Raw genomic sequence first — 20,929 nt, 5'->3', positions numbered from 1 at the left:
GGCGTCAGTCCCTCATCCCGTCGAGCAGGTCGGCGATGATCGCCGCGCTTTCGCCGATATCGTCGCCGACCCCCGCTACGGCGAGGTTGCGGGCAATGGCCGCTTCATCGACCTCCAGTCCTTCCGCCACCATCGCCAGCGCGGCGGCGCTGCCCGAAGCGAGGAGGAACAGGTCGGCCAGCGCCGGCCCCTCCGCCTGCCAACCACCCAGCCCCCGTTCCGCTTCCTGTGGCAGCCCGGCCAGCAGCGAAGCGACCAGTCCCGGTGCGCGGGTCGCAGCGGACAGCGCGACCTGACACCCCGTCGGGTTGCGCTTGTGCGCCATGGCCGACGATCCGCCACGCCCGGCGATCAGCGGCTCGCGCGCCTCACCGACGCCATTCTGCGCCAACAGGGCGACATCGCGGGCGAACTTGCCAAGCGCACCGATCAGGATGCCGATCGTCGCCCCGATCGCGGCGACGCCGCTACGCCGCGCGTGCCAGGGAGCGGACCGTTCCAGCCCGAGCGCCCGGGCAATATGCTCCGCGACCGCCGCGCCCTTGCCGTCCATACCGGCGCGCGTTCCCGCTGCGCCGCCGAGCTGCACGACGGCATTGGCCGCCACTGCGGTGTCGAGCATCGCCAGCGCGTCGCCGATCCCCCGCGCCGCCTGCGCCAGTCGCAGTCCGAAGGCGACCGGCATCGCATCCTGCAACAGCGTCCGCCCGATCGCTGGCCGCTCAGCATGGCTGCGCGCCAATACCGCCAGCGCATCGCGTACACGGGTGACATCGGTTGCCAACAACCGGTGCGCCGCGCGAACCTGCAGCATCAGCACGCTGTCGGCGACGTCCTGGCTGGTGGCGCTCCGGTGCAACGCCCGGGCCGCATCGCCGCCGACCATCCTTCGCAGGCGCGCGACCAGCGGGATGGCCAGCGTTCCAGCCAGTGCCGCTTCTTCGCCCAGCTCCACCGGATCGATCCCTGCCGGATCGACACCGGCGACGATCGCCGCGGCAAGGTCGGGCGCGATCACGCCGTACGCCGCCTGCGCGCGGGCCAAGGCGGTTTCGAAGGCGCAGGCATGGGCGACCGTCGCGGCATCGTCGAACACCGCGATCATTGCAGCCGTCGCGGCCGGGCGGAGGCGCAGCAGGTCGCTCACAGGTCGAAGAACACCGTTTCGCGATCACCCTGCAACACGAAATCGAGCGACCAGACGCCATCCCCCCCGGAGGTCGCGATCAACGTCGCACGCCGTTCCGCGGGAACCCGTGACAGCGTCGCGTCTCCTGCCTCCAGACCGGCAAAATACAGACGCGTCGCCAGTCGCTTGATGACGCCGCGCGCGAAGATCGACACGGCGATATGTGGCGCATGATCGCGCGCGATCCGACCGGGCAGAATGGTACGGAACCGATAGCTGCCATCCTCGGCCGTTGCCGCCCGGCCGAAGCCGACGAAATGCGGGTCGGCGTCCGCCTCAACAGGATAGTGGCCGGCGGCATCGGCCTGCCAGATTTCCAGCATCGCGTCGGGCACCGGTGCGCCATCGCCATCGAATACGCGGCCCGTGAGTTCGATCATCTGGCCCTGTGGCGTACCGGTCGGTGCGGACAGGTGCAGCACATAATGCGCTTCGGGAAACAATTCGGGGCGGGCACCCATGTCGGATTGGCCGACAAGGTCCGCCCCCCCCTTCCACGGCAGGCCATAATGGAAGAAGGGACCGACCGTCTGGCCGGGCGTCTGGCCGAACAGCGCGGGGTCCTGATTGTCCTGCCGGGGGTCGGGCAGGCGATCGGCGACGTCAATGGTCATGGTCGTCCTCCTCGAACGGCGTTTGCTCGCACCCCTTCAGCACCACGTCGAAACGATAGCCCAGTGCCCGATTCGGCTCGGTCACGTCCATGTCGAACCGGGCGACCAGCCGCTGGCGAAAAGGCATCGGCACCGCATTCGCGATCGGATCGATCTCGATCAGCGGATCGTCGGGGAAATAGAGCTGCGTCACCAGTCGCGTCGCAAAGGCCGGACCCAGCAGCGACAGATGGATATGCGCCGGCCGCCACGCATTGCGGTGGTTGCCCCATGGATACGCACCCGGCCGGATCGTAACGAAACGATAGCGCCCGTCCGCATCGGTCACGACACGGCCCGCGCCGGTGAAGTTCGGGTCGTGCGGTGCGTCCCATTGATCCTTGCCATGGATGTAGCGCCCGGCGGCATTCGCCTGCCAGATTTCCAGGACGGTGTTCGGCACGGCCCGACCATCCTCGTCCAGCACGCGGCCGGCGACGATGATCCGCTGTCCCTGCGGCATGGCGCGGTGCTGCGTCGTCAGATCGGCGAGTGCCGGGCCCATCAGCCGCTCCCAGCCCGCCGGGCCCGTCGTCTCGGTCCGCGTCTGCGGCACACGCAACAGCGGTTGCAGCGGGGCACGCCGCCGCGTCGACCCGTAGTCGGGGAAGAGCGACGGTGGCGCCCCGGCGTCGTCTCGCTGGTAGCTCATGCCGACAGCTCCACCCCGGTCCTGCCGCGCACTTCGTCCGCCGTGACGCCGGGTGCGCATTCGATCAGGCGCAGGCCCGGCTTGTCGCAGGCGATGACGGCAAGGTCGGTAACGATCAGGTCGACACAGGCCTTACCGGTCAATGGCAGCGTGCAGTCGGGGAGGATTTTCGGATCGCCATGTTTCGACACATGGTCCATCACCACGACGACTCGGCGGACCCCGGCGACGAGGTCCATGGCCCCGCCCATACCCTTCACCATCTTGCCCGGAATGGTCCAGTTGGCGAGGTCGCCCGCCTGGCTCACCTCCATCGCGCCAAGGATCGCCATGTCGATATGGCCACCCCGGATCATCGCGAAACTGTCGGCGCTGGAAAAGAAGCTGGACGTCGGCAACGCGGTGATCGTCTGCTTGCCGGCGTTGATGAGGTCCGGGTCCGCTTCGCCTTCATACGGGAACGGGCCGATGCCGAGCATTCCGTTTTCCGATTGCAGCGTCACCTCGATGCCCTCGGGCACATGATTGGCGACCAGCGTCGGAATGCCGATGCCGAGATTGACGTAGAAACCGTCTTGCAGCTCGCGTGCGGCTCGGGCCGCCATCTCGTCACGGGTCCAGCTCATGCCGCTTCCCCCCGGCTGCGCGTGGTCAGCTTCTCGATCCGCTTCTCGTTGATCGTGCTCTTGACGATCCGGTCGACATAGATGCCGGGCGTGTGGATGCCGTCGGGATCGAAGCTGCCTTCGGGGACGATCTCCTCGACCTCCGCCACGGTCACCTTGCCCGCGGTCGCCATGTTCGGGTTGAAGTTGCGCGCGGTCTTGCGGAACATCAGATTGCCCACCGGATCGGCCTTCCACGCCTTCACGATCGACAGGTCGGCGCGCAGCCAAGTCTCGCGGACATAGTCCTCGCCCTCGAAGGTTTCGACAGGCTTGCCTTGCGCGACGACCGTGCCGACGCCGGTCTTCGTATAGAAAGCCGGGATGCCCGCCCCGCCCGCCCGGATCCGCTCGGCAAGCGTCCCTTGCGGGTTCAGTTCCAGTTCCAGTTCGCCCGAGAGATACTGTTGCTCGAACAGCTTGTTCTCACCGACATAGGACGAGATCATCTTCGCGACCTGCCGGCTTTCCAGCAGCATCCACAGGCCGAAGCCGTCGGCGCCGGCATTGTTGGAGATGACCGTCAACCGCTTCACCCCGCTCGCCCGGATTTCGGGGATCAGGCTTTCGGGATTGCCCGACAGGCCGAAGCCACCCGACATGATCGTCATGCCGTCGAACAGCAGCCCGTCCAGCGCCGCACCGGGGGTATCGTAGATCTTGCGCTTCATGCCGCCTCCAGCGGTAGACCGACGTAATTTTCGGCCAAGGTACGTTGCGCCGCCATCGAGCCGCGCAGATAGTCCAGTTCGGCCATCTGGATGCGCCGGTCGAAACCATCCATGGTCGGGAAACGGTGGGTGACCGAAGTGAACCACCATGAGAACCGCTCGGCCTTCCACACCCGCGCCAGCGCGCGTGCCGAATAGCCGTCGATGCCGGTATCGCTGCGTTCGCGGTAATGTTCGGTCAGCGCCTCGCCCAGCATCGTCACGTCGGACACGGCAAGGTTCATGCCCTTGGCACCCGTCGGCGGCACGATATGCGCGGCGTCGCCGGCAAGGAACAACCGACCCCAGCGCATCGGTTCCGCGACGAACGAACGCAGCGGCGCTATCGACTTTTCGAACGACGCTCCGCGCGTGACCTTCGCCGCCGTTTCCGGTCCCAGGCGCAGGCACAGTTCGTCCCAGAACCGATCGTCCGACCAGTCGGCGATATTCTCGTCCAGTCCGCACTGGATATAATAGCGGCTGCGCGTCGTCGATCGCATCGATGCCAGTGCGAAGCCGCGTTCGTGATTGGCGTAGACCAGCTCATGTTCGGCGGGCGGCACATCGGCCAGCACCCCCAGCCAACCGAACGGGTAAACGCGTTCGAAGGTGCGCAGAACGTCGGCCGGCATCGCCGCGCGGCTGACGCCATGATAGCCATCGCAACCAACGACGAAATCGCACTCCAGTCGCTGCGCCTCGCTTCCGTCGCGCCACGTCACCACCGGCCGGTCGCTGTTAAGGTCGGACAGCGTCACGTCGGCGCTATTCCAGCGAATGTCGAGCCCTCGATCCGCAGCGGCATCGAACAGATCGCGCATGACTTCCTGTTGCCCATAGACGGTGACGGTCGACCCCCCGGTCAGTGCCGCCATGTCGATCCGGAACATCCGTCCGTCGAGGGACACGTTGGTGCCGCCATGGACCAGCCCCTCGCGTTCCAACCGTCCGGCGATACCAAGACGTCGCATCAGGTCGACCGTACCCTGTTCGAGCACCCCTGCGCGCACCCGCCCCTCGACATAGTCGCGGTCGCGGCGTTCGATCACGACCGCGGCGATCCCCTCGGCGCGCAGCAGATGAGCAAGGAACATTCCTGCCGGCCCGGCGCCGATGATCGCTACCTGCGTACGATGCCGCATCCCGTCCTCTCCTGTCGGCATTCTTGCCGTTCCGGGAGGCAGCATGCCGTATCGGGGAAGGGCAGACGATGGATACCCCGCGCAAAAAGTTGGACGATCCGGTTGCACATCCGTAGACTTGCGAGATGCGCGGCGGTTCGGTTCCCAGCTTCTATCTATATGGCGAGCCGCATCGCGCGGTGGACGCTGGCTTCGTTCATGCCGAACGACTGGACGATCGGTCGCGCCCCAGCGAATGGACGATCCTGCCGCACGCCCATGCCGATCTGGTTCAGTTGTTCGTTCTCGATCAGGGCGGCGGCGAGATGCGTGCCGAGGACGCACGGCTTGCCGTCGCTGCACCCGCGCTGTTGCTGGTGCCGCCCGCGGTCGTCCATGGCTTTTCGTGGCAGCGGGAATCGGCCGGATCGGTCGTCACCTTGTCGGTCCGCCATCTGGCATTGCTCGACAGCCGCTATCCCGGCCTAGCAGCCCTGTTCCAATCCGCGCGCGTCATCGCGCTGGACGATGCCGCACACGCCGCACTCGAAGCAGGCGTTACCGCGCTGATGCGCGAACTGGGCTGGGCGGCACCGGGCCATAGCGCAGCGGTCGATGCCGCGCTGCTCGCAATCCTTGCCGAGACATGGCGCGCGGGCGGATCGTCGGTGGCCGATACCGGCGTTGCTCCGGGCCATCAAAGCGCCCTGGTCGCCCGGTTCCGCGCGCGGGTCGACGAACGATTCCGTTTGCGGGAGCAGATCGCGGTCCATGCTGCCGCCCTCGGCGTTAGCGAGAGCCGCCTGCGAACGGCCTGCGCGCAGATCGCCGGCCTGTCGCCCGCGGCAATGCTCGACCAACGCGCGGTCCTCGAGGTCAAGCGCGCGCTACTCTACACCAACCTGTCGATCGCCGAGGTCGGCTATGCGTCCGGCTTCGGCGATCCAGCCTATTTCACGCGGTTCTTCACGCGCCACGCCGGAATGTCGCCGCGCGCCTTCCGATCGAGGGGGAGCTATCGTTGATCGCATACTGTGTTGCGGATGATGTCGCGGCAGGCGCAGTGAATGGCCGGGAAGGATCGGCGCCGCACGGGACGAGCCAATCCCCCCGAACCGTCAGTCGTAGATTGGACGCAGCACGGTATCGAGATGATAGCGCGTCAGCGCCATCGACGCGAGCATATCGGGCGATCCGTCATACTCGATCGACATCCACCCCTTGAACTGACGCTCCTTCAGCATCCGGTACAGCCCTTCCAGATCGAGCCTGCCGAGCCCCGGTTCCCAGAACCAGCGCGTGCCGTCGTCGGTGATCTCGGGGTCCTGCGCATGGCGGACGCTGTCGGGCTGTCGTTCCGACGCGGTGTCCTTCAGATGGAACGTGCTGATGCGGTCGTGATAGTCGTTGTAGAAGGTCAGCAGGTCCTCGCCCATGATCGCCACCTGCGCGGTGTCGAGACAGTAATGGACATAGCGCGGATCGGTGGATTCGATCAGCTCGCGATGGTTGGGCAGGTTGATCGCGCAGAAGAACTCGTTGTGCAGGCCGATCTTGACCCCGTGATCGGTGGCGTAGCGGCCGATCTCGTTCATCACCCTGGCGCACTGCTGCACTTCTTCGCGGCTCAGCGGCCCCGATCCGTAATAGTTCTGCGTCGGGCAGGTATTCATGTAGCTGCCGCCGAACCTGACGATCGTGTCGACCGCCTCGCGTCCCGATCGGACCGCTTCGTCGTAATGATCTGCCTGGTGCGAGGCATGCGCGCCGTGGAACATGCCGATCACCTCGACTCCGCGATCCTTGGCGAAGGCCGTGAAGTTCTCGGGCGATCCGAACAGCGGCAGGATATCGGCGAGATCCCATGGGGCGATCTCGATCCCGTCGAAGCCGAGCGCCGCCTGATACTTCAGGATCGTGTCCCAGTCCGAATAATAGGCGGTGTTCGTCTTGTCCTCGTAATAGAACTCCCGAAAATTATCGATCTTGCGATAGGGAATGCTCTTCCAGTGACACATGTTGGCGTAGCGGATGTTGGGCATCGCGGAAACTCCGTCCGGCTTAATTCTGTAGTTGGTTCATGAGCGCGCGGGTGCGCAGCAACGCCCGGAAGGGGTCGCGCGTCTGGCGGGCGCTGCACACGATCGGTCCGGCATAGCCGGTCTGCTCCAGTAGAGCGACAACAGCGCCGAGGTCGACGGTACCCGTGCCCGGATCACGGAACACCTGCATCGCGCGGTCCTCCGGGAATTCCGGGTTGGGCGTCTTCCACGTCCCGGCGGTATCGACGAAGCTCGTATCGGTCAGGTGGACGCACCCGATCCGGTCGCGCTGCGCGGTGACGAACGCCACCGGATCGATCCCCGCGATCGTGAGGGTCGCGGTATCGACGTCGAGCTTCACGCTGTCGGGCAACCGGTCGAGCAGCGCCAGAATGCGTTCGCCGCGGAACAGGCTCCAATATTCGTTGCGCAGCACCAGCGTGACGCCCGCTGCTTGTGCCTTTGCCGCAAGGCCGCCGAGCAGGTCGGCCGTCCGGTCGGTGAACGCCGCTGCCTTGTCCTCCAGATCAGGATGATAGTGCGCGATACGGCCATAATAGGCCGACGGGCTGATCGCGAGATAATCGGCTTTCAGATCGGCGGCATGACCCAGTGCTTCGCCCGCAAAATGCCCGGTGGCACCGAAATAGAAATCGAGGTTGGCGTTGCGCATGAACAGGTTGGAATCGAACGTCACCCCGGTGACCCGATCGATGTCACCCTTCGCCAGCGCCGCGCGATACTTGTCCGCATTCTGGTATTTGGTGTTGACGCAATAGCGGTTCATCGGAACGCCGCTGCGTCCGCCGAACTGCCACACCGGTTCATAAGGAATCTCGATCGAACGAAACCCTGCTGCGCCGATGAGTGGGTATAGCTCTTCCCAGAAATACTTGCTCTCGTACCGGTTTCGGTTGGGTTCCTGATAATGGCGATTGACCAGATCGAGGCTGATCGCGAATTGATCGCTATGCATGGATGAATTCCGCAATTGAAGGACGCTGTCGTTCGCGTCCCGAAGGTAAAAGGGGCTCGGCGACGTCAGTCGGATAGCTTCCGCCGGGATTGGGCCAGCGACTGATCCATTGGCATCGTCGGAAAATATTCGAGCCCGATCGCCCCATCATAGCCGATCGTACGCAGCGTCTGCGCGATCAGCCACCAGTCGAGCGTCCCGGTACCCGGTTCGTTGCGATCGGGCATGTCGGCGACCTGGACGTGCCCGACCAGGTGGACGCGCCCCGCCAGCACGGCGCCCATATCCTCGCCCATCACCGCACTGTGCCAGACATCGTAGAGCAGGCGCAGGTTGGGGCTGTTCACCGCCTCGACCAGATCGAGGCCGAGCTTGGTACTGACCAGATACATGGTCGCGAACAACCGGGTGTTGAGTGGTTCGAGAAGCAGCAGGACCCCGGCATCCTCGGCCGCATCGGCGGCGGCACGCAGCGCGGCGACGGCATTGGTGAAATGTTCTTCCTCGCTCATTCCATCGACACGGAAACCCGATGCGACGATCAGGTTCGGCTTGCCGAGGATCGCCGTCGCCGCGATCGTTTCCCGTACCGCGGTGACCATCGCGTCGCGCTCGGCGGGGTCGACGATCGAACGGCGCGGATCGACGCACAGGCTGGTCAACCGCATACCGGTTTCATCCAGCGCGGTGGCAATCGCCTCGACCGGCTTGTCGCGCCACAGGTGAAACTCGGCGAGATGGAACCCGGCGTCCCTGGCGGCGCGAAGCCGCGCGGCAAGATCGCCCGCTTCGGCGAATTGCCATTCGATACAAGAAGATAGCTGATAGACCGCAGACATAGGACCCTTCCCATTCTACGGCCCCGTGGTGCGCACCGCACCCCGTATGCCTGGCGAGCGCCTGCCCGCTATTTTGTGGTTCGTCTGGTACAATAATCGGTGCGATAATCAAGTTTGTAACGGGTGGCGAACTGCCGATCGGTCGCGGCGCATCGCTGCCCCCGTTCAGTACAGGATGCCGGCCATCCAGAACGACCCGACCAATGCCGTCAGCGCGCTGATCGCCATCGCCGCACAGCGTGCATCTTCGAACCGGCGCATCCCGGCCTGATCCTTCATCCGCATCGTCCACTCCCAAATTGGCCACCCCGACATCGTGCGTGCCGGTGACGGCAGGTTGAAATTCGTTACGCGGTGTCCCGCAGCGGCCGTTCATCGACGGTGTCCAGCCCATAGCCGTTGTTGCGCGCCATCAGGTCGAGCCCGAGCTTGTCGACCACGAAGACCATCCGCCCGTTACGGGCTTCGTCGATGATTTCCTCGGGGCTGGAGAAGAAGGCGTGGATCACCGCTGGACGACCCGTTGGCCAAGGGTGCCGAAGCGGTCGCCGGCGTGCATCGTGACCCGGTCACCGAAGCTGAGGAACGGCGTGAGGGGCCGACCGGCGATCGCGTCGATGGCGCGGCGTTCGGACAGACAGGTCGATCCGACCTTGGCATGGTTGGCGTTGGACACGGTGCCCGATCCGATGATCGTGCCGGCGGGCAAATCGCGGGTGCGGGCGGCGTGGGCGATCAGGTCGTGAAAGCCATAGGCCATGGCGCCACCGACCGGGCTGCCGAACCATTCGCCGTTGATCTCGACGGTCAGCGGCAGACAGACGCGGCCATCGGCCCATGCGTCGCCCAGTGCGTCCGGCGTCACCGCAAAAGGCGCGACCGAACAGGCTGGCTTGGCCTGTACCCAACCGAACCCGGTCTTCATCTCGACCGGTGCGATCGTGCGCAGCGACCAGTCGTTGAGGAGCAGAACCAAGCGGATATGGTCGAGCGCCTCGTCGGCGCGGCACCCCATCGGCACGTCGCCGGTGACGACCGCGAACTCGCCTTCGAAATCGATGCCATCGGCCTCGCTGGGGAACGGCACGTCCTCGGTCGCCGACAAAAAGCGATGCGACATCCCCTGATACATCAGCGGCTTGGTCGTCTCGATCGGCGGCAGCTTGAACGCCTGCTGCATGAGGTGCCCGTGCGTCGGGAAAGCCGAGCCGTCGAGCCATTGCCATGCACGCGGCAACGGGGCGAGCAGCGTGGCGGTATCGAGCGGCTCGCCCTGCCCCGCGTCGAGCCGCTGTGCCAGCACGCGCAACGCTGGCTCGGTCCGGGTCCAGTCGTCGAGCGCCGCTTGCAACGTCATGTCGGCGGGCAGGCACCGCTGCGCATCGTCCGACACGACGACCAGTGTGCCGTCGCGGCTGCCGTCGGCGCGGGTCGCGAGTCTCACAGCCCATCCTCGAAGATCGCGACCGCACGGCACCAGCCCGCCGATCCGCGCTTCACCTTGACCGGCAGGCACGACACGATGAACCCGGTGGCGGGCAGCTGGTCGAGCTGGGTGAGCTTCTCCATGTGGCAATAGCCGATGTCGCGCCCGGCCTTGTGCCCTTCCCACACCAGAGAATAGTTTCCGGTCTCCGCGACTTTGGCGGCGGTGTGGCTGAACGGTGCGTCCCAGCTCCACGCATCGGTGCCGGTGACCCGTACCCCCTGGCGGGTCAGGTACATGGTCGCGTCATAGCCCATGCCGCAACCTTTGCCGAGAAAGTCGGGCCGCCCCAGCGCCGCGCCGGCGGCAGTGTTGACCAGCACGATGTCGAGCGGGCGCAGCGTATGGCCGATCCGCACCAGTTCCGCCTCGACTTCGGCAGCGGTCACGACATGGCCGTCGGGCAAATGCCGAAAGTCGAGCTTGACGCCGGGTTGCAGGCACCAGTCGAGGGGGATTTCGTCGATGGTCAGCGCCGGTTTGCCGCCGTCCATGGTCGGGTGATAATGCCACGGCGCGTCGAGGTGCGTGCCGTTGTGCGTCGACAGCGTCAGCGTCTCCGACGCGGCAAAGCCTTCGCCACCCGCCATCTTGTCGGCGGTGATGCCGGGAAAGAACATCGCCGCTTCCGCCACCGTCTCGGCATGGGTCTGGCGGGTGATGGTCGGTCGCATGAACGGCGGATCGGTGACGACGTCCGGGTCGATCGCGATGGAAAGGTCGAGGATGCGGCGGGTCATGCCGTGGCACCCCCCAGCGTCTCGGCGAACCAGTCGGCCAGCAGGTCACGGCCATAGGCCATGTTGTCGGCGCCGACATGCTCGACCCCGCCTTCGCGGGCTGTGAAGATCACCTTTTCACGGCGGGGGGAGTTGACCAGCTGGTCGTAGAGGTCGTCGGCGTACGCGACGCCGATCTGCCGGTCGTTGGCACCGTGCGTCACGAGGAACGGCACCGTGATGCGGTCGATATGGCCGTTGAGGTTCATCGCCTCCGATTTGCCGAGGAAATCGTCCTGGTCGCTGGCACCGAACGCCCAGTGGACGTGCTTCCAGTAATGCGGGACGGGGTTCTCGCCCTCGCGCGCCATGCGCTTGTCCTGAACTTCACGCCAATTGTGGTTCGCACCCCACACCGCGCCGCTGGCGAAGCGCGGTTCGTATGCGACGGCGCGCGGCGCGAAATGGCCGCCCAGCGAAATGCCGGTCATGCCGATACGATCAGGATCGACATCGGCCTGCTGCTCCAGCCAGTCGACCGCCCTGCTCGCCCAATGCTCGCTGTGCGGATCGACGGGCAGGTTCTGCAACCGCAATGCTTCCCCCGACCCCGGCTGATCGACGCAGAGCGTCGAAATGCCACGCCGCGCCAGTTCGTGCGGCAGGCGGGTCCAGAACAACAGCTCCTTGCAACTGTCGAGACCGTTGCAGAACACCACCACCGGCTTGGCGCCCTGCCCCGGCGCACGGGTGTAGAGCGCGGGCATCGTGCCCGTCGCCAGCGGAATCTCCACCCGCTCACGGTTCAGCGCGCCCAGCACCGTCGAACGGTCGAACGCCTCGCGTGCCTTGGCATAGGTTTCCTTGCGCCCCGGCGCGCCATGGCCCTGCATCCGTTCGGCGGTGAACAGGTAGAGCGACGCGCGCTCCAGCTTGTTCGACGCGGAAAAGGCGCGCCCCTTGGCCTCGTCCTCGGCGGCCAGCTCGATCAGCTTGGTCCCCATCGCCGCCCATGCCGCCATGAACTGCGGCGTGCCGGCATCCGCACCGGTCGCCGCCGCTTGCGTGAGCGGCTGGCACATGTCGATGATCTCGCCGAGCTGCGCGCCCGACTCCATCGCGATCGCGACCGACAGGTTCCAAATGTAATTGGGGAAAGGTTCGTACAGCGCCATGTCGCTTACGCCACCGCCGCCTGCCACAGCCCGGCATCGGGCGCGGGCTTGGGCATGGTCTGCGGACCGCCGATACCGCTGCCCCACTGGTCCATCGTATCGGGGCGGGGCACATGGACCTGATGCTGGTGATGGTCGTCGTCGACCTCCTCCAGTTCCGACGTATACTCGACGACATTGTTGTTGGGCGTCGTGAAGTAGCTGAAGGTGTTGTTGCCCGCCGTATGTCGGCCCGGCCCCCATTTGATGTCGACGTCGTTGCGCTTCAGCCGGCCGACGCCGCGCATCATGTCGTCCATGGTCAGCACGTCATAGGCGACATGGTTGAAGCAGGGCGGCCCGGGCAGGAACGCCAGCCGGTGGTGCCAGCTGTTGCAGCGCATGAAGCACATGAAATCGCCCAGCCAGTCCGACACGCGGAAGCCCAGCGCCCTTTCATACCATGCGACCAATGCCTTGTGGTCGGGCGAGTGCATGACGACGTGGCTGATCTTGACCGGGATCGCCTCGCCCTTCGCCAGTTCGCGCTTGGTCCCGCGTTCGACGTCCGCCGAAATCTGGAGCGTGAAGCCGTTGGGGTCGAAGAAGCGGAAGCCATAGCCGCCGCCCAGCGTGTCCAGATCATGCGGTTCGCTGATGATCTTGCCGTCGTTCGCCTTCACCTGTTCGAACAGCGCATCGACATCGGCGCGTGTTTCGGCAGCCCAGCCGATGACGTCGATCCGCTGCGTCGCGTCCTCCCGCAGACGGACGACATATTTCTCGTCGGTTCCTTCCGCGGCAAAATAGGCCATGCCGTCGGCCGACGGCACCTCGGTCAACCCCCAGACATCGGCGTAGAAGCGTCGCTCCGCCGCCAGATCGGGTACGGCATAACCGACGAACCGGATTTCAGAAACGCGGGCCATGCTCGCCTCCATTCGGGAAAAAGGGACGGGCCGGCGCGTCGAGCGCCGACCCGGTTTGGGGATTGTCAGAAGCGGAACGTACCCTGCACGCCGTAGGTGCGCGGCTGGCCGAAGTTCCAGTTGTAGATGTTGATGCCGCCGCCGGTGAAACCGGCATAGGTCTTCACCCGGTTGTTCTCGACGTTGCGGACATAACCCTGAAGGCTGAGCTTATCGCCCGGCAGGTTCAGTTCGAGGCTGAGATCGGTCGTCGTGAACGCTTCGACCCGATCGCCGCGATAGTTGAACGCGGTCAGGTAATATTCCGACTTGAACCGGCTGAACCCGTTGGCGACCAGTTCATAGCCTTGGCCGAGGTCGATCGACTTGTTGTAATTGATGCCGATCGTCCATTTCGGTGCCTGCGGCGCGGCATTGCCGGCGAGGTCGAGCGTCAGCCGCGGTACGTTGGCCGGGGGATTGGTCAGCGTCGGGGCGGGAATACCGGCGAAGTCCTGCAGCTTCGCATCGATATAGTTGACGATCAGGCTCAGGCGGTCGCGCGGCGAAAGCTTGACCGTGGTGTCGGTTTCGATGCCCCACACCCGGCTTTTGCCCGCGTTGAACGTCCGCGCGCCGACCGTGGTGTCGATATAGACCTGCACCTGCTGGTCCTGGTAATCGTAGTAAAAGGCGGATGCGTTGAATTCGAGCGTGTTGTTCAGGAACCGGTTCTTCGAGCCGATTTCATAGGCGGTCAGATTTTCCGCATTGAACGCGCCGACCAGATCGAAGCCGCCGCTTTTGAACCCGGTGCTGACCTTGGCATACAGCATATTGTCGCGCGCCGGCTTGTATTCGACGCCCGCCGTCCAGGTGATCTTGTCCTCGGCATAGGACGGGAAGCGGATGACCGCGCCGGGGCCGCTGCCGTCGGCAGGCGGACGCACCATGTTCTGGGTGCGGAAAAAGCCATAATTGATGTATTCGGCATTCTTCTTGTCGTCGGTATAACGCACGCCGCCGGTGAAGCTGAGCGTATCGGGTACCAGCCAATAGGTCGCCTGCGCGAAAGCGGACTTGGATTCCGACTTCACATAGGGACGATAGAAGAAGTTCGCGAAGGCACTGGCCAGCGGCAGGTACAGGCCGCGCGCGATGATCTGGTTCTCGTGGAAATAGAAGCCGCCGACCTGCCAGACGAAGCTGCCCTGCGCGCCGCCGTTCAGCCGGACTTCGTGGCTGTGGGTGCGCGTGTCGTAGCGGTCGTTGTAGAAGGTGAACTGTTCGGGCAGGAACCCGTTCTGCGGCAGGATGACCTGGTTGTCGACGTGGCGATAGCCGCCGATATAGCTGAGCGTCGCAGGACCGAAGTCATAGGCGACACGCCCGCGCACCGCATATTGCTGGCTCTTGAAATTGCCGCGCCGGCCGATCGGGAAGCTGGCCGGGTCGAACGTCTGCGGCAGATCGACGAAGCTCGGCACCAACCGCTGCGTCAGCGTCGGATAGGTTGCGGGCGGTGCGACCGACGCGGGCAGTTCGGTAAGGCCCGGCGTCGCGCCGTTGACCAGCAGGCCATACTGTACCGGACCCGTCTGGTTCACATCGACATATTCGCCGGCCAGATAGACTTCGAGCGCGCCCGGCGCGAACAGGATGCTGCCGCGCACCGCATCGACATTGGCGTCGTCGCCCTGTCCGGCCAGCGAGCCGTTGTCGACATAGCCGTCATGTTCGTTGTGCAGACCGGCGATGCGGATCGCGACGTCGTTGCCCAGCGGTACGTTGACGGCACCGGTCGCATAGATCGCGTTATAGTTGCCATAGCCGGCGGTGGCCGATCCTTCGAAGCTGCCCAGAACCGGCTTGGCCGCGACGATGTTCAGCGCGCCGGCGGTCGAATTGCGACCGAACAACGTGCCCTGCGGACCGCGCAGCACTTCGATCCGTTCGAGGTCGAAGAAGTTGGCGTTCAGCGCGACCGGGCGGTTCACATATTCGCCGTCGATCGAGACGGTGAGGGCCGGGTCGGCGCTTTCGGAAATATCCTGGCTGGAAACGCCGCGGATCGCGATCTTCGTGAACACCGAATCGGGCGTGATGCCAAGGTCGGGGGCCAGACGCTGCAAGCCGCTGACGTCGGTAACGGCGGCTTTGGTCAGATCGGCACCGCTGACGGCGCGGATCGCGATCGGCGTGTCCTGCAGTCGGGTCGTGACCTTGGTCGCGGTGACGATGATCTCTTCGAGCTGGCTGTCGTCGCGTTGCGTCGTCGTGTCGTTGGCCGTGGTCGGTGGCGTCGCCCCGGTCGGTTCGGCGGTCTGCGCCCATGCCGGGGCAGCGACCCAGATGGCAGTACTAGCAAGCGCCATGCTGGCGATGCGGCGGAACGTCGTCATACGATCCCCTCTCCATGATGTCGGAGGCGTATCCGCCCCTCGTTCAGAACTAGAATTGCTATTCTATTTAAAACTTGAGTCAAGTGCCTCCGGTCATCCCGAAGCGCATTTAATTTCGCGGCATGTCAAAACATTGGATGCGGATTGCGCGCGGTCGCCGGGATCGGTTGGATCACGTCCCAATGTTCGACGATCTTGCCGTCCCTCAACCGGTAGATGTCGGCCACCGCCCCGCCGGCGCTGGCCGGATCAGCCCGGCCGTGCAGGTGGATGACGGCCAGGTCGCCGTCGACGATGATCCGCTTCACGTCGAACCGTGCGCCGGGCGCCGCGAATTTGGGTGCCAGTGCCGCGACGGCCGCGTCGCGACCATCGGGCAGGCCGGGATTATGCTGGATATAGTCGGACACGACGAATTTTTCGAACGCACCGGCGACATCGCGGCGACCGTAGAACTGGTTGGCAAAGGCCGTGACGATCGCCCGGTTGCGCTCGGTTTCCGACGCACGCGGGCGGGCCGGCGCGCCGGCGGCGATCAGTGTCGTGGCGAGCAGGGCGGAAGCGACGATCCGGTTCATGGGGTGATCTCCACTGCAAGGACAAGACGGTCGCTTGCCGGCCCGGCCGACAGGCGGGCGGCAGTCCGGTTCTGCCAGCCATCGCCGGCCCAGATACGGAACATCCGGGCTTCGGGCGTGACACGCACGACCGCCGTTTCGCCGGCCGCGATCACGACCCTGGCAAAGCCGACCAGCGCGAATTCCGGGTCGTGGCGATAAAGCTGGACCACCTCGCTGCCGGTGCGGGTGCCGACATTGCGGAGCGTGACCACCACGTCGCGACCATCGGCGACGGCCCCGATCCATTCGAACCGGGTATAACCCTGCCCGGCGCCGAAAGCGTAGAGCGGCGTACGATCGCGCGCGGCAAACCCGCGATAGCCGACCAGCACATCATCGTCGTAGCGCAGGTCGCCCACATCGTCCGGTTGCAGGGCAAGTGCGGGGTAATCTTCCTCGCGCCGTGCCAGCGTCACCGGCAGGCGTCCGCCCGGTTCGACATCGCCCGCCAGCACGGCCGCGAGCGCGGGGCCGAACCCCTCGCCCGGATACCATGCCGACAGCAACGCCGCCGCCCGGTCGCTCCAGCCCGCGTCAAAGGCGTGACCGATATTGGCGACGATCGCGACGCTGGCGTTCACCGCGCAGACTGCCTCAATCAGCGCGACCTGATCGGCGGCCAGGGCGGTATCGGCGCGGTCCTTGCTCTCGACGCTGGAATCAGACGTTTCGCCGACCATCAGCAGTACCGCGTCGGCGGTCCTGGCGGCATCAACAGCGCGCGCGAGCATCGCCGCCGCGCTGTGGGGGCCACGGACCCCGTACCACAGGCCGTGGACGCGTGCGCCGTCATAGGTGAACTCGACCTCGACCAGCACCCGCTGCCCGGCGGACAGCTGCACCTCGACGCTGTCGGCATCGCCCCGCTTGAGCGATCCCATGACGTCGGAGGCGGCCATACGTTCGGCATGGTCGTGGACGATGCGGCCGTCGACGCGCATCCGCACCGCGCCGGTCGCGCCGACATAGAAACGATGCGCACCATTGATCGTCGCGGTGAACCAACCGCTCGCCCGCACGCCAGCGGGACGATCGAACACCCCTTCGTCATGGACACCGACGAACCAGACGAGCGAATTGGTGTCGCGCACCTCGGTGAAGATCGGATCGCCGCCAAGATCGATGTCGGCAAAATAGTCCACGGTCATGCCGCGCCCTGCACCACCGAGCGGAACCACCGGCATCGACGGCAGCCGCGGCTGCGGATCGACGCCCGGTTCATAGACGATCGCGGTATCGCCGTAGCGCGCGCGGATCGCGTCGAGCGGGCGCAGCGCATCGGGCGACAGCGCGATCTTGGCAAAGGTGCCCCCTTGATAACAGGGGGCCGCCGCGTTGGGGCCGATCACCGCGATACGGGCGTGTCGTCCGGGGACGAGCGGCAACAGGTCGCCTTCGTTGCGCAACAGCACCATGCCCGCCGCCGCCGCTTCGACCAGCAGCGCGTCGGCATCCTCGGTCGGCGGGGTCTTCGTACCCGACCAGCGCCGCCCGGCGCGCGCGACGCGGTCGGCGGCATCGGCGAGACGGCTGGCAGGCACCTCGCCCCCTTCGACCGCGCCGATCGCCTTCGCCCCCACGAAGCGCGCGGGGCCGGGCATTTCGAGGTCGAGGCCACCGTTCAGGCTACCGGCCGTCGAATGCGTCCCGAACCAGTCGCTGATGAACGGGCCGGCAAAGTCCCACTCCTGCTTGACGATCGTGGAGATGTGGCCCTGTTCGGCGCACCATGTCCCGTTCACCCGGTTATAGGCGGTGAGCATCGCCCCCGCCCCGGCCGCCGCGCACAGTTCGAAGGGCAGGAGATAGATTTCACGCAGGGCGCGTTCGCCCACGACCGCGTTCATCCGGTCGCGATCGGTTTCGCTGTCGTTGCACACCAGGTGCTTCACACACGCGCCGGTGCCGGTCGATTGCAGACCACGCGTCCACGCAGCGCCGGCAAGGCCGGTCAGCAGCGGGTCTTCCGAATAATATTCGAACGCCCGTCCGGCCAGCGGGCTGCGCGCCAGATTGACGTTGGGCGCCAGCACCATGTCGACGCCGCAGCGCACCGCTTCGCCCCCGACCAGCGCGCCGACCCGTTCGATCAGCGACAGGTCGAAGCTGGCACCAAGCGCGGTGGCACAGGGCGACAGTCGGGCGACGTCGCGTTCGTCGACCCGCCCGCTGGCGATACCCATCGGCCCGTCGCTCAGATGCAGCGACGCAATGTCCGCATGCGGGATCGCGGCCGTGCGCCACATCGAGGCACCGGCGGTAAGGCTCGCCTGCTCGGCGATGGTCAGCGCGGTCACGCGACCGGCTCCAGACGAAAGGCCATGATCTGGCGCGCCATCGTCGCGATCTGTCCTGCGACCCCGGCGTCGGCGAGTTCGCCTTCGCTTCCGAACGGCTTTTGCGCGATCGAATTGATCGCGATTCCCGCCGGCGTCGGCCAGCCGCGCATCGCATGGACGATGCCCCGTAATGCCGCCAGCGTGACGCCACCCGCCTGCCATCCCGCCGCCGAGACGATCAGCCCGACCGGCATCCCGTCGAAATACACACGCTCATCGCCGCGCAGATCCTCGAGCAGGTCGATCGCGTTCTTCACGACCCCCGACACGCCGCCGTGATACCCCGGCGTCCCGATCACCAGCCCGTCGGCGTCACGCAGCGCGGCGACGAACGCCGCCTGCTCGACCGTGCGGTCGGGGCGTTCGGGATTGAAGTGCGGCAACGCGGCGAGCGCAGGCCCGTCGAACATCGTCGTCCGCGCGCCCAGTCCCTCGCATTCGGCAAGCACGGCGCGCACGAGCATCTCGCTCGACGACCGCGGGCGGAAGGTACCGCCAATCCCTACGATATGACGTGCCATCGCTTTCAAGCCTTCTTGAATGCGGGCATGACCTTTTCCGACAGCAGGCGCAGCGTCTGGTCGCCCAGCCGCAGCCGTTCGTCGGTCAGCGGCCCGGTGGTGGTGCCGCACAGGATGTTGCCGATGCCGAGTTCTTCGTACGGCTTCAGATGCTCGATCACCGTTTCGGGCGAGCCGTACAGGCACCAGGTGCCGATCCAGTCCTCGGTCAGTGCGTTCGGCGTCCGGTCGGTCTTCCTGTTCGCGTCGTTGGATTCGGCGCGAGCGTTGAATTCCGCCTCGCGTTCGATCGCATCCTGATAGGCGCGCAGGATCGCCATCATCTCGTCGCGGGCCTGTTCGTCGCTGTCGGCGACATGGACCAGCTGGTAGGTATGCGTCGTCCAGTCGAGCGCGCGGGCGATCTTCTCGGCGCTGTGGCCCGCTTCCTCGAGCATCGTGCGATAGATGCCGAAGAACTTGGCGACATGCTTCATCGGCTCCGTCCCGCCGATCTGCGGCGGGGTGAAGGCGGGGATGAACGCCGGCCACGCATTCTCGGCGGCACGGCGTGCGCTCGATTCCTTCATCGCCACCGGCATCAGCCGCGCATGACCCTCGCTATAGGCGGCGGGCGCAATGCGCTGCAGGACGCGGCCCTGGTGCGGACCGTTGTCGATCTCGACCGCCGGGTCGTCCATCGTCTTCGCCCAGAGCTGTTCGGCAAGCGCGAGATTCTTTTCGGCGATCGCACCGGCATCGCGGTAATCGACGCCGAAGCCGATCATCTCCTCGGGCGTGGTGCCCGAACCGACGCCGACCAGCAGCTTGCCGTCGGTCAACTGGTCGAGGATGTTGATCCGTTCGACGAAGCGCACCGGATGATGCAGCGGGACCGAGGTGACCGAAAAACCGAAATGCATGTGCGGGAACTTCGCCGCCAGATAGGACGCGAACATATAGCTGTCGCTGGCGATCGGCATATAACCGTTAAAATGATGGTCGGGCAGGAAGAGCGCATCGAAGCCGAGCGCAGCGGCATGTTCGGCATGGCTGGTCAGGGCATGGATCAGCGCGCGGTCCTGCTCCGGCGCCATCGAACGTGCATTGAGGAACACCGAGAAACGCATTCGACCTCTCCCTTTTCACGCCCGGTTATCCCGGTGCGCGGTTGCCGCCCGTTGCCGAGTGGCCTAAACTGAAATTAGAACTGTTATTCTGATATGCCGCCGATCCGGGGGCTGTCAATGGGGTGCCGATGGATATCGAAACGATCATGGCGAAGGCGCGTGTGCCGCAGCAGGGCCGCAGCAAGGCCAGCTTCGAACGCATGTTGGTCACTGCCGAACAGTTGATGACGGAGCGCGGATCGGACGAATTCACGCTCAACGAAGTGGCCAGGCACGGCAAGGTGTCGATCGGATCGATCTATTGTCGCTTTGACAGCAAGGACGACCTTGTCCATGTCGTGCAGCTGCGCGTGCTGGAGCGCGTCGATACCGACATGCTGGCCGCGATCGCGGCGGTACAGGCGCGTGGGTCCGACCTGGTCGAAATGGTCCATGATCTGGTCCAGTCGATCGCCGACGTGCTGCGCCGCTATGCCGAGGTGATGCGCCCGTTGATGCTGCGCGCGAGCGGCGATCCCGTCATCGCCTCGATCGGCAAGCGCAGCTATTCGCGCACCAGCGAAGCGGTGATCGATGCGTTGCTGACCTGTGAGAAGGAAATCCGGCACCCCCATCCGCGCCACGCCGCCGATGCCGGGTTCCGCATCGTCTATGCCGCGATCGCCCGCTATCTGGGGTTCGGTTCGTCGCTCGACGCCGCGGGCGAAGGCGACTGGAATCATTTGAAGAATGATCTGGGCGACATGCTCGCCGCATATTTGGCGACCGAGCCGAAGGGAAACCGCCAGCCCGCTTGACAACTCCCCCCATCCACGTTCAAA

Annotated in this window: 21 protein-coding genes; 2 read left to right on the top strand and 19 right to left on the bottom strand. The window is 65.5% G+C overall.

All coding sequences use genetic code 11. The features are described from left to right. Positions 1 to 4: 4 nt before the first annotated feature. The 6 genes from ASE90_RS13075 to pobA are packed head-to-tail and all read right to left on the bottom strand — an operon-like array spanning position 5 to position 5,014. Positions 5 to 1,147 carry a lyase family protein gene (locus ASE90_RS13075; RefSeq protein WP_056001375.1) on the bottom strand — a complete coding sequence of 381 codons (1,143 nt, stop codon included), beginning with the start codon at positions 1,145 to 1,147 and terminating at the stop codon, positions 5 to 7. Continuing rightward, the gene (gene pcaG / locus ASE90_RS13070) at positions 1,144 to 1,803 is read right to left on the bottom strand and encodes a protocatechuate 3,4-dioxygenase subunit alpha (protein ID WP_056001372.1); all 660 of its coding nucleotides are present in this window, start codon (positions 1,801 to 1,803) and stop codon (positions 1,144 to 1,146) included. The genes ASE90_RS13075 and pcaG overlap by 4 nt, the downstream gene beginning before the upstream one ends. Next, positions 1,793 to 2,494, bottom strand: coding sequence for a protocatechuate 3,4-dioxygenase subunit beta (gene pcaH / locus ASE90_RS13065; RefSeq protein ID WP_056001369.1), 702 nt, complete (start codon positions 2,492 to 2,494; stop codon positions 1,793 to 1,795). Before pcaH ends, pcaG begins: the two co-directional genes overlap by 11 nt. Beyond that, positions 2,491 to 3,120 carry a 3-oxoacid CoA-transferase subunit B gene (locus tag ASE90_RS13060; protein ID WP_056001366.1) on the bottom strand — a complete coding sequence of 210 codons (630 nt, stop codon included), beginning with the start codon at positions 3,118 to 3,120 and terminating at the stop codon, positions 2,491 to 2,493. The genes pcaH and ASE90_RS13060 overlap by 4 nt, the downstream gene beginning before the upstream one ends. Further along, a complete protein-coding gene (locus ASE90_RS13055) occupies positions 3,117 to 3,830 on the bottom strand; it encodes a CoA transferase subunit A (protein WP_056001363.1) in 714 nt (237 codons plus the stop codon). Before ASE90_RS13055 ends, ASE90_RS13060 begins: the two co-directional genes overlap by 4 nt. Then, entirely contained in the window at positions 3,827 to 5,014 is a 1,188-nt protein-coding gene (pobA, locus tag ASE90_RS13050) for a 4-hydroxybenzoate 3-monooxygenase (RefSeq protein WP_056001360.1), read from the bottom strand. The genes ASE90_RS13055 and pobA overlap by 4 nt, the downstream gene beginning before the upstream one ends. A 125-nt stretch (positions 5,015 to 5,139) precedes the next feature. On the opposite strand from pobA, the gene ASE90_RS13045 reads away from it, so the two are divergent. After that, complete coding sequence (locus ASE90_RS13045) at positions 5,140 to 6,018, top strand: helix-turn-helix domain-containing protein (protein WP_056001357.1); 879 nt, start codon at positions 5,140 to 5,142, stop codon at positions 6,016 to 6,018. Positions 6,019 to 6,111: 93 nt separating this feature from the next. Here ASE90_RS13045 and ASE90_RS13040 read toward each other — a convergent pair whose 3' ends face one another. From ASE90_RS13040 to ASE90_RS12985, 13 genes are all read right to left on the bottom strand, one after another. Next, a complete protein-coding gene (locus tag ASE90_RS13040) occupies positions 6,112 to 7,035 on the bottom strand; it encodes a sugar phosphate isomerase/epimerase family protein (RefSeq protein WP_056001355.1) in 924 nt (307 codons plus the stop codon). A 19-nt stretch (positions 7,036 to 7,054) separates the two neighbouring features. Then, positions 7,055 to 8,011 carry a sugar phosphate isomerase/epimerase family protein gene (locus tag ASE90_RS13035; protein ID WP_056001352.1) on the bottom strand — a complete coding sequence of 319 codons (957 nt, stop codon included), beginning with the start codon at positions 8,009 to 8,011 and terminating at the stop codon, positions 7,055 to 7,057. A 65-nt stretch (positions 8,012 to 8,076) separates the two neighbouring features. After that, a complete protein-coding gene (locus ASE90_RS13030) occupies positions 8,077 to 8,850 on the bottom strand; it encodes a TIM barrel protein (RefSeq protein ID WP_056001349.1) in 774 nt (257 codons plus the stop codon). Positions 8,851 to 9,197: 347 nt separating this feature from the next. Further along, the gene (locus tag ASE90_RS19990) at positions 9,198 to 9,359 is read right to left on the bottom strand and encodes a hypothetical protein (RefSeq protein ID WP_156361573.1); all 162 of its coding nucleotides are present in this window, start codon (positions 9,357 to 9,359) and stop codon (positions 9,198 to 9,200) included. Beyond that, complete coding sequence (locus tag ASE90_RS13025; protein ID WP_056001346.1) at positions 9,356 to 10,294, bottom strand: fumarylacetoacetate hydrolase family protein; 939 nt, start codon at positions 10,292 to 10,294, stop codon at positions 9,356 to 9,358. The genes ASE90_RS19990 and ASE90_RS13025 overlap by 4 nt, the downstream gene beginning before the upstream one ends. Further along, positions 10,291 to 11,076: a cyclase family protein gene (locus ASE90_RS13020; RefSeq protein ID WP_056001343.1), complete on the bottom strand. Its 786-nt coding sequence runs from the start codon at positions 11,074 to 11,076 to the stop codon at positions 10,291 to 10,293. The genes ASE90_RS13025 and ASE90_RS13020 overlap by 4 nt, the downstream gene beginning before the upstream one ends. Next, complete coding sequence (locus ASE90_RS13015) at positions 11,073 to 12,230, bottom strand: alpha/beta hydrolase family protein (protein ID WP_056001340.1); 1,158 nt, start codon at positions 12,228 to 12,230, stop codon at positions 11,073 to 11,075. The genes ASE90_RS13020 and ASE90_RS13015 overlap by 4 nt, the downstream gene beginning before the upstream one ends. Positions 12,231 to 12,235: 5 nt before the next feature. Next, entirely contained in the window at positions 12,236 to 13,138 is a 903-nt protein-coding gene (locus ASE90_RS13010) for a VOC family protein (protein WP_056002285.1), read from the bottom strand. A gap of 65 nt (positions 13,139 to 13,203) precedes the next feature. Next, positions 13,204 to 15,519: a TonB-dependent receptor gene (locus ASE90_RS13005; protein ID WP_056001337.1), complete on the bottom strand. Its 2,316-nt coding sequence runs from the start codon at positions 15,517 to 15,519 to the stop codon at positions 13,204 to 13,206. Positions 15,520 to 15,644: 125 nt separating this feature from the next. Next, positions 15,645 to 16,097: a nuclear transport factor 2 family protein gene (locus ASE90_RS13000; RefSeq protein ID WP_056001334.1), complete on the bottom strand. Its 453-nt coding sequence runs from the start codon at positions 16,095 to 16,097 to the stop codon at positions 15,645 to 15,647. Continuing rightward, the gene (locus tag ASE90_RS12995) at positions 16,094 to 18,436 is read right to left on the bottom strand and encodes a glycoside hydrolase family 3 C-terminal domain-containing protein (RefSeq protein WP_056001332.1); all 2,343 of its coding nucleotides are present in this window, start codon (positions 18,434 to 18,436) and stop codon (positions 16,094 to 16,096) included. The genes ASE90_RS13000 and ASE90_RS12995 overlap by 4 nt, the downstream gene beginning before the upstream one ends. Beyond that, positions 18,433 to 18,999, bottom strand: a complete 567-nt coding sequence (locus ASE90_RS12990; RefSeq protein ID WP_056001329.1) for an NADPH-dependent FMN reductase — start codon at positions 18,997 to 18,999, stop codon at positions 18,433 to 18,435. The genes ASE90_RS12995 and ASE90_RS12990 overlap by 4 nt, the downstream gene beginning before the upstream one ends. A gap of 5 nt (positions 19,000 to 19,004) precedes the next feature. Beyond that, positions 19,005 to 20,108, bottom strand: a complete 1,104-nt coding sequence (locus tag ASE90_RS12985) for an LLM class flavin-dependent oxidoreductase (RefSeq protein ID WP_056001327.1) — start codon at positions 20,106 to 20,108, stop codon at positions 19,005 to 19,007. 128 nt (positions 20,109 to 20,236) lie between these two features. On the opposite strand from ASE90_RS12985, the gene ASE90_RS12980 reads away from it, so the two are divergent. Beyond that, positions 20,237 to 20,905 (top strand): TetR/AcrR family transcriptional regulator, encoded by a 669-nt coding sequence (locus ASE90_RS12980; protein WP_056001324.1) that lies wholly within the window; start codon positions 20,237 to 20,239, stop codon positions 20,903 to 20,905. Positions 20,906 to 20,929 lie beyond the last annotated feature (24 nt).

The organism is Sphingomonas sp. Leaf67 (assembly GCF_001421965.1).
In the GTDB taxonomy this organism is placed as follows: domain Bacteria; phylum Pseudomonadota; class Alphaproteobacteria; order Sphingomonadales; family Sphingomonadaceae; genus Sphingomonas.
Note: the sequence above shows the minus strand (reverse complement) of the source record. Positions and strands in the feature narration are given on the sequence as shown.

Bases quoted from the DNA above. Each gene is read 5' to 3' on its own strand.
- pcaG (WP_056001372.1), bottom strand. From the start codon at position 1,803: ATGACCATTGACGTCGCCGATCGCCTGCCCGACCCCCGGCAGGACAAT.
- pcaH (WP_056001369.1), bottom strand. From the start codon at position 2,494: ATGAGCTACCAGCGAGACGACGCCGGGGCGCCACCGTCGCTCTTCCCC.
- ASE90_RS13060 (WP_056001366.1), bottom strand. From the start codon at position 3,120: ATGAGCTGGACCCGTGACGAGATGGCGGCCCGAGCCGCACGCGAGCTG.
- ASE90_RS13055 (WP_056001363.1), bottom strand. From the start codon at position 3,830: ATGAAGCGCAAGATCTACGATACCCCCGGTGCGGCGCTGGACGGGCTG.
- pobA (WP_056001360.1), bottom strand. From the start codon at position 5,014: ATGCGGCATCGTACGCAGGTAGCGATCATCGGCGCCGGGCCGGCAGGA.
- ASE90_RS13045 (WP_056001357.1), top strand. From the start codon at position 5,140: ATGCGCGGCGGTTCGGTTCCCAGCTTCTATCTATATGGCGAGCCGCAT.
- ASE90_RS13040 (WP_056001355.1), bottom strand. From the start codon at position 7,035: ATGCCCAACATCCGCTACGCCAACATGTGTCACTGGAAGAGCATTCCC.
- ASE90_RS13035 (WP_056001352.1), bottom strand. From the start codon at position 8,011: ATGCATAGCGATCAATTCGCGATCAGCCTCGATCTGGTCAATCGCCAT.
- ASE90_RS13030 (WP_056001349.1), bottom strand. From the start codon at position 8,850: ATGTCTGCGGTCTATCAGCTATCTTCTTGTATCGAATGGCAATTCGCC.
- ASE90_RS13020 (WP_056001343.1), bottom strand. From the start codon at position 11,076: ATGACCCGCCGCATCCTCGACCTTTCCATCGCGATCGACCCGGACGTC.
- ASE90_RS13015 (WP_056001340.1), bottom strand. From the start codon at position 12,230: ATGGCGCTGTACGAACCTTTCCCCAATTACATTTGGAACCTGTCGGTC.
- ASE90_RS13010 (WP_056002285.1), bottom strand. From the start codon at position 13,138: ATGGCCCGCGTTTCTGAAATCCGGTTCGTCGGTTATGCCGTACCCGAT.
- ASE90_RS13005 (WP_056001337.1), bottom strand. From the start codon at position 15,519: ATGACGACGTTCCGCCGCATCGCCAGCATGGCGCTTGCTAGTACTGCC.
- ASE90_RS13000 (WP_056001334.1), bottom strand. From the start codon at position 16,097: ATGAACCGGATCGTCGCTTCCGCCCTGCTCGCCACGACACTGATCGCC.
- ASE90_RS12990 (WP_056001329.1), bottom strand. From the start codon at position 18,999: ATGGCACGTCATATCGTAGGGATTGGCGGTACCTTCCGCCCGCGGTCG.
- ASE90_RS12985 (WP_056001327.1), bottom strand. From the start codon at position 20,108: ATGCGTTTCTCGGTGTTCCTCAATGCACGTTCGATGGCGCCGGAGCAG.
- ASE90_RS12980 (WP_056001324.1), top strand. From the start codon at position 20,237: ATGGATATCGAAACGATCATGGCGAAGGCGCGTGTGCCGCAGCAGGGC.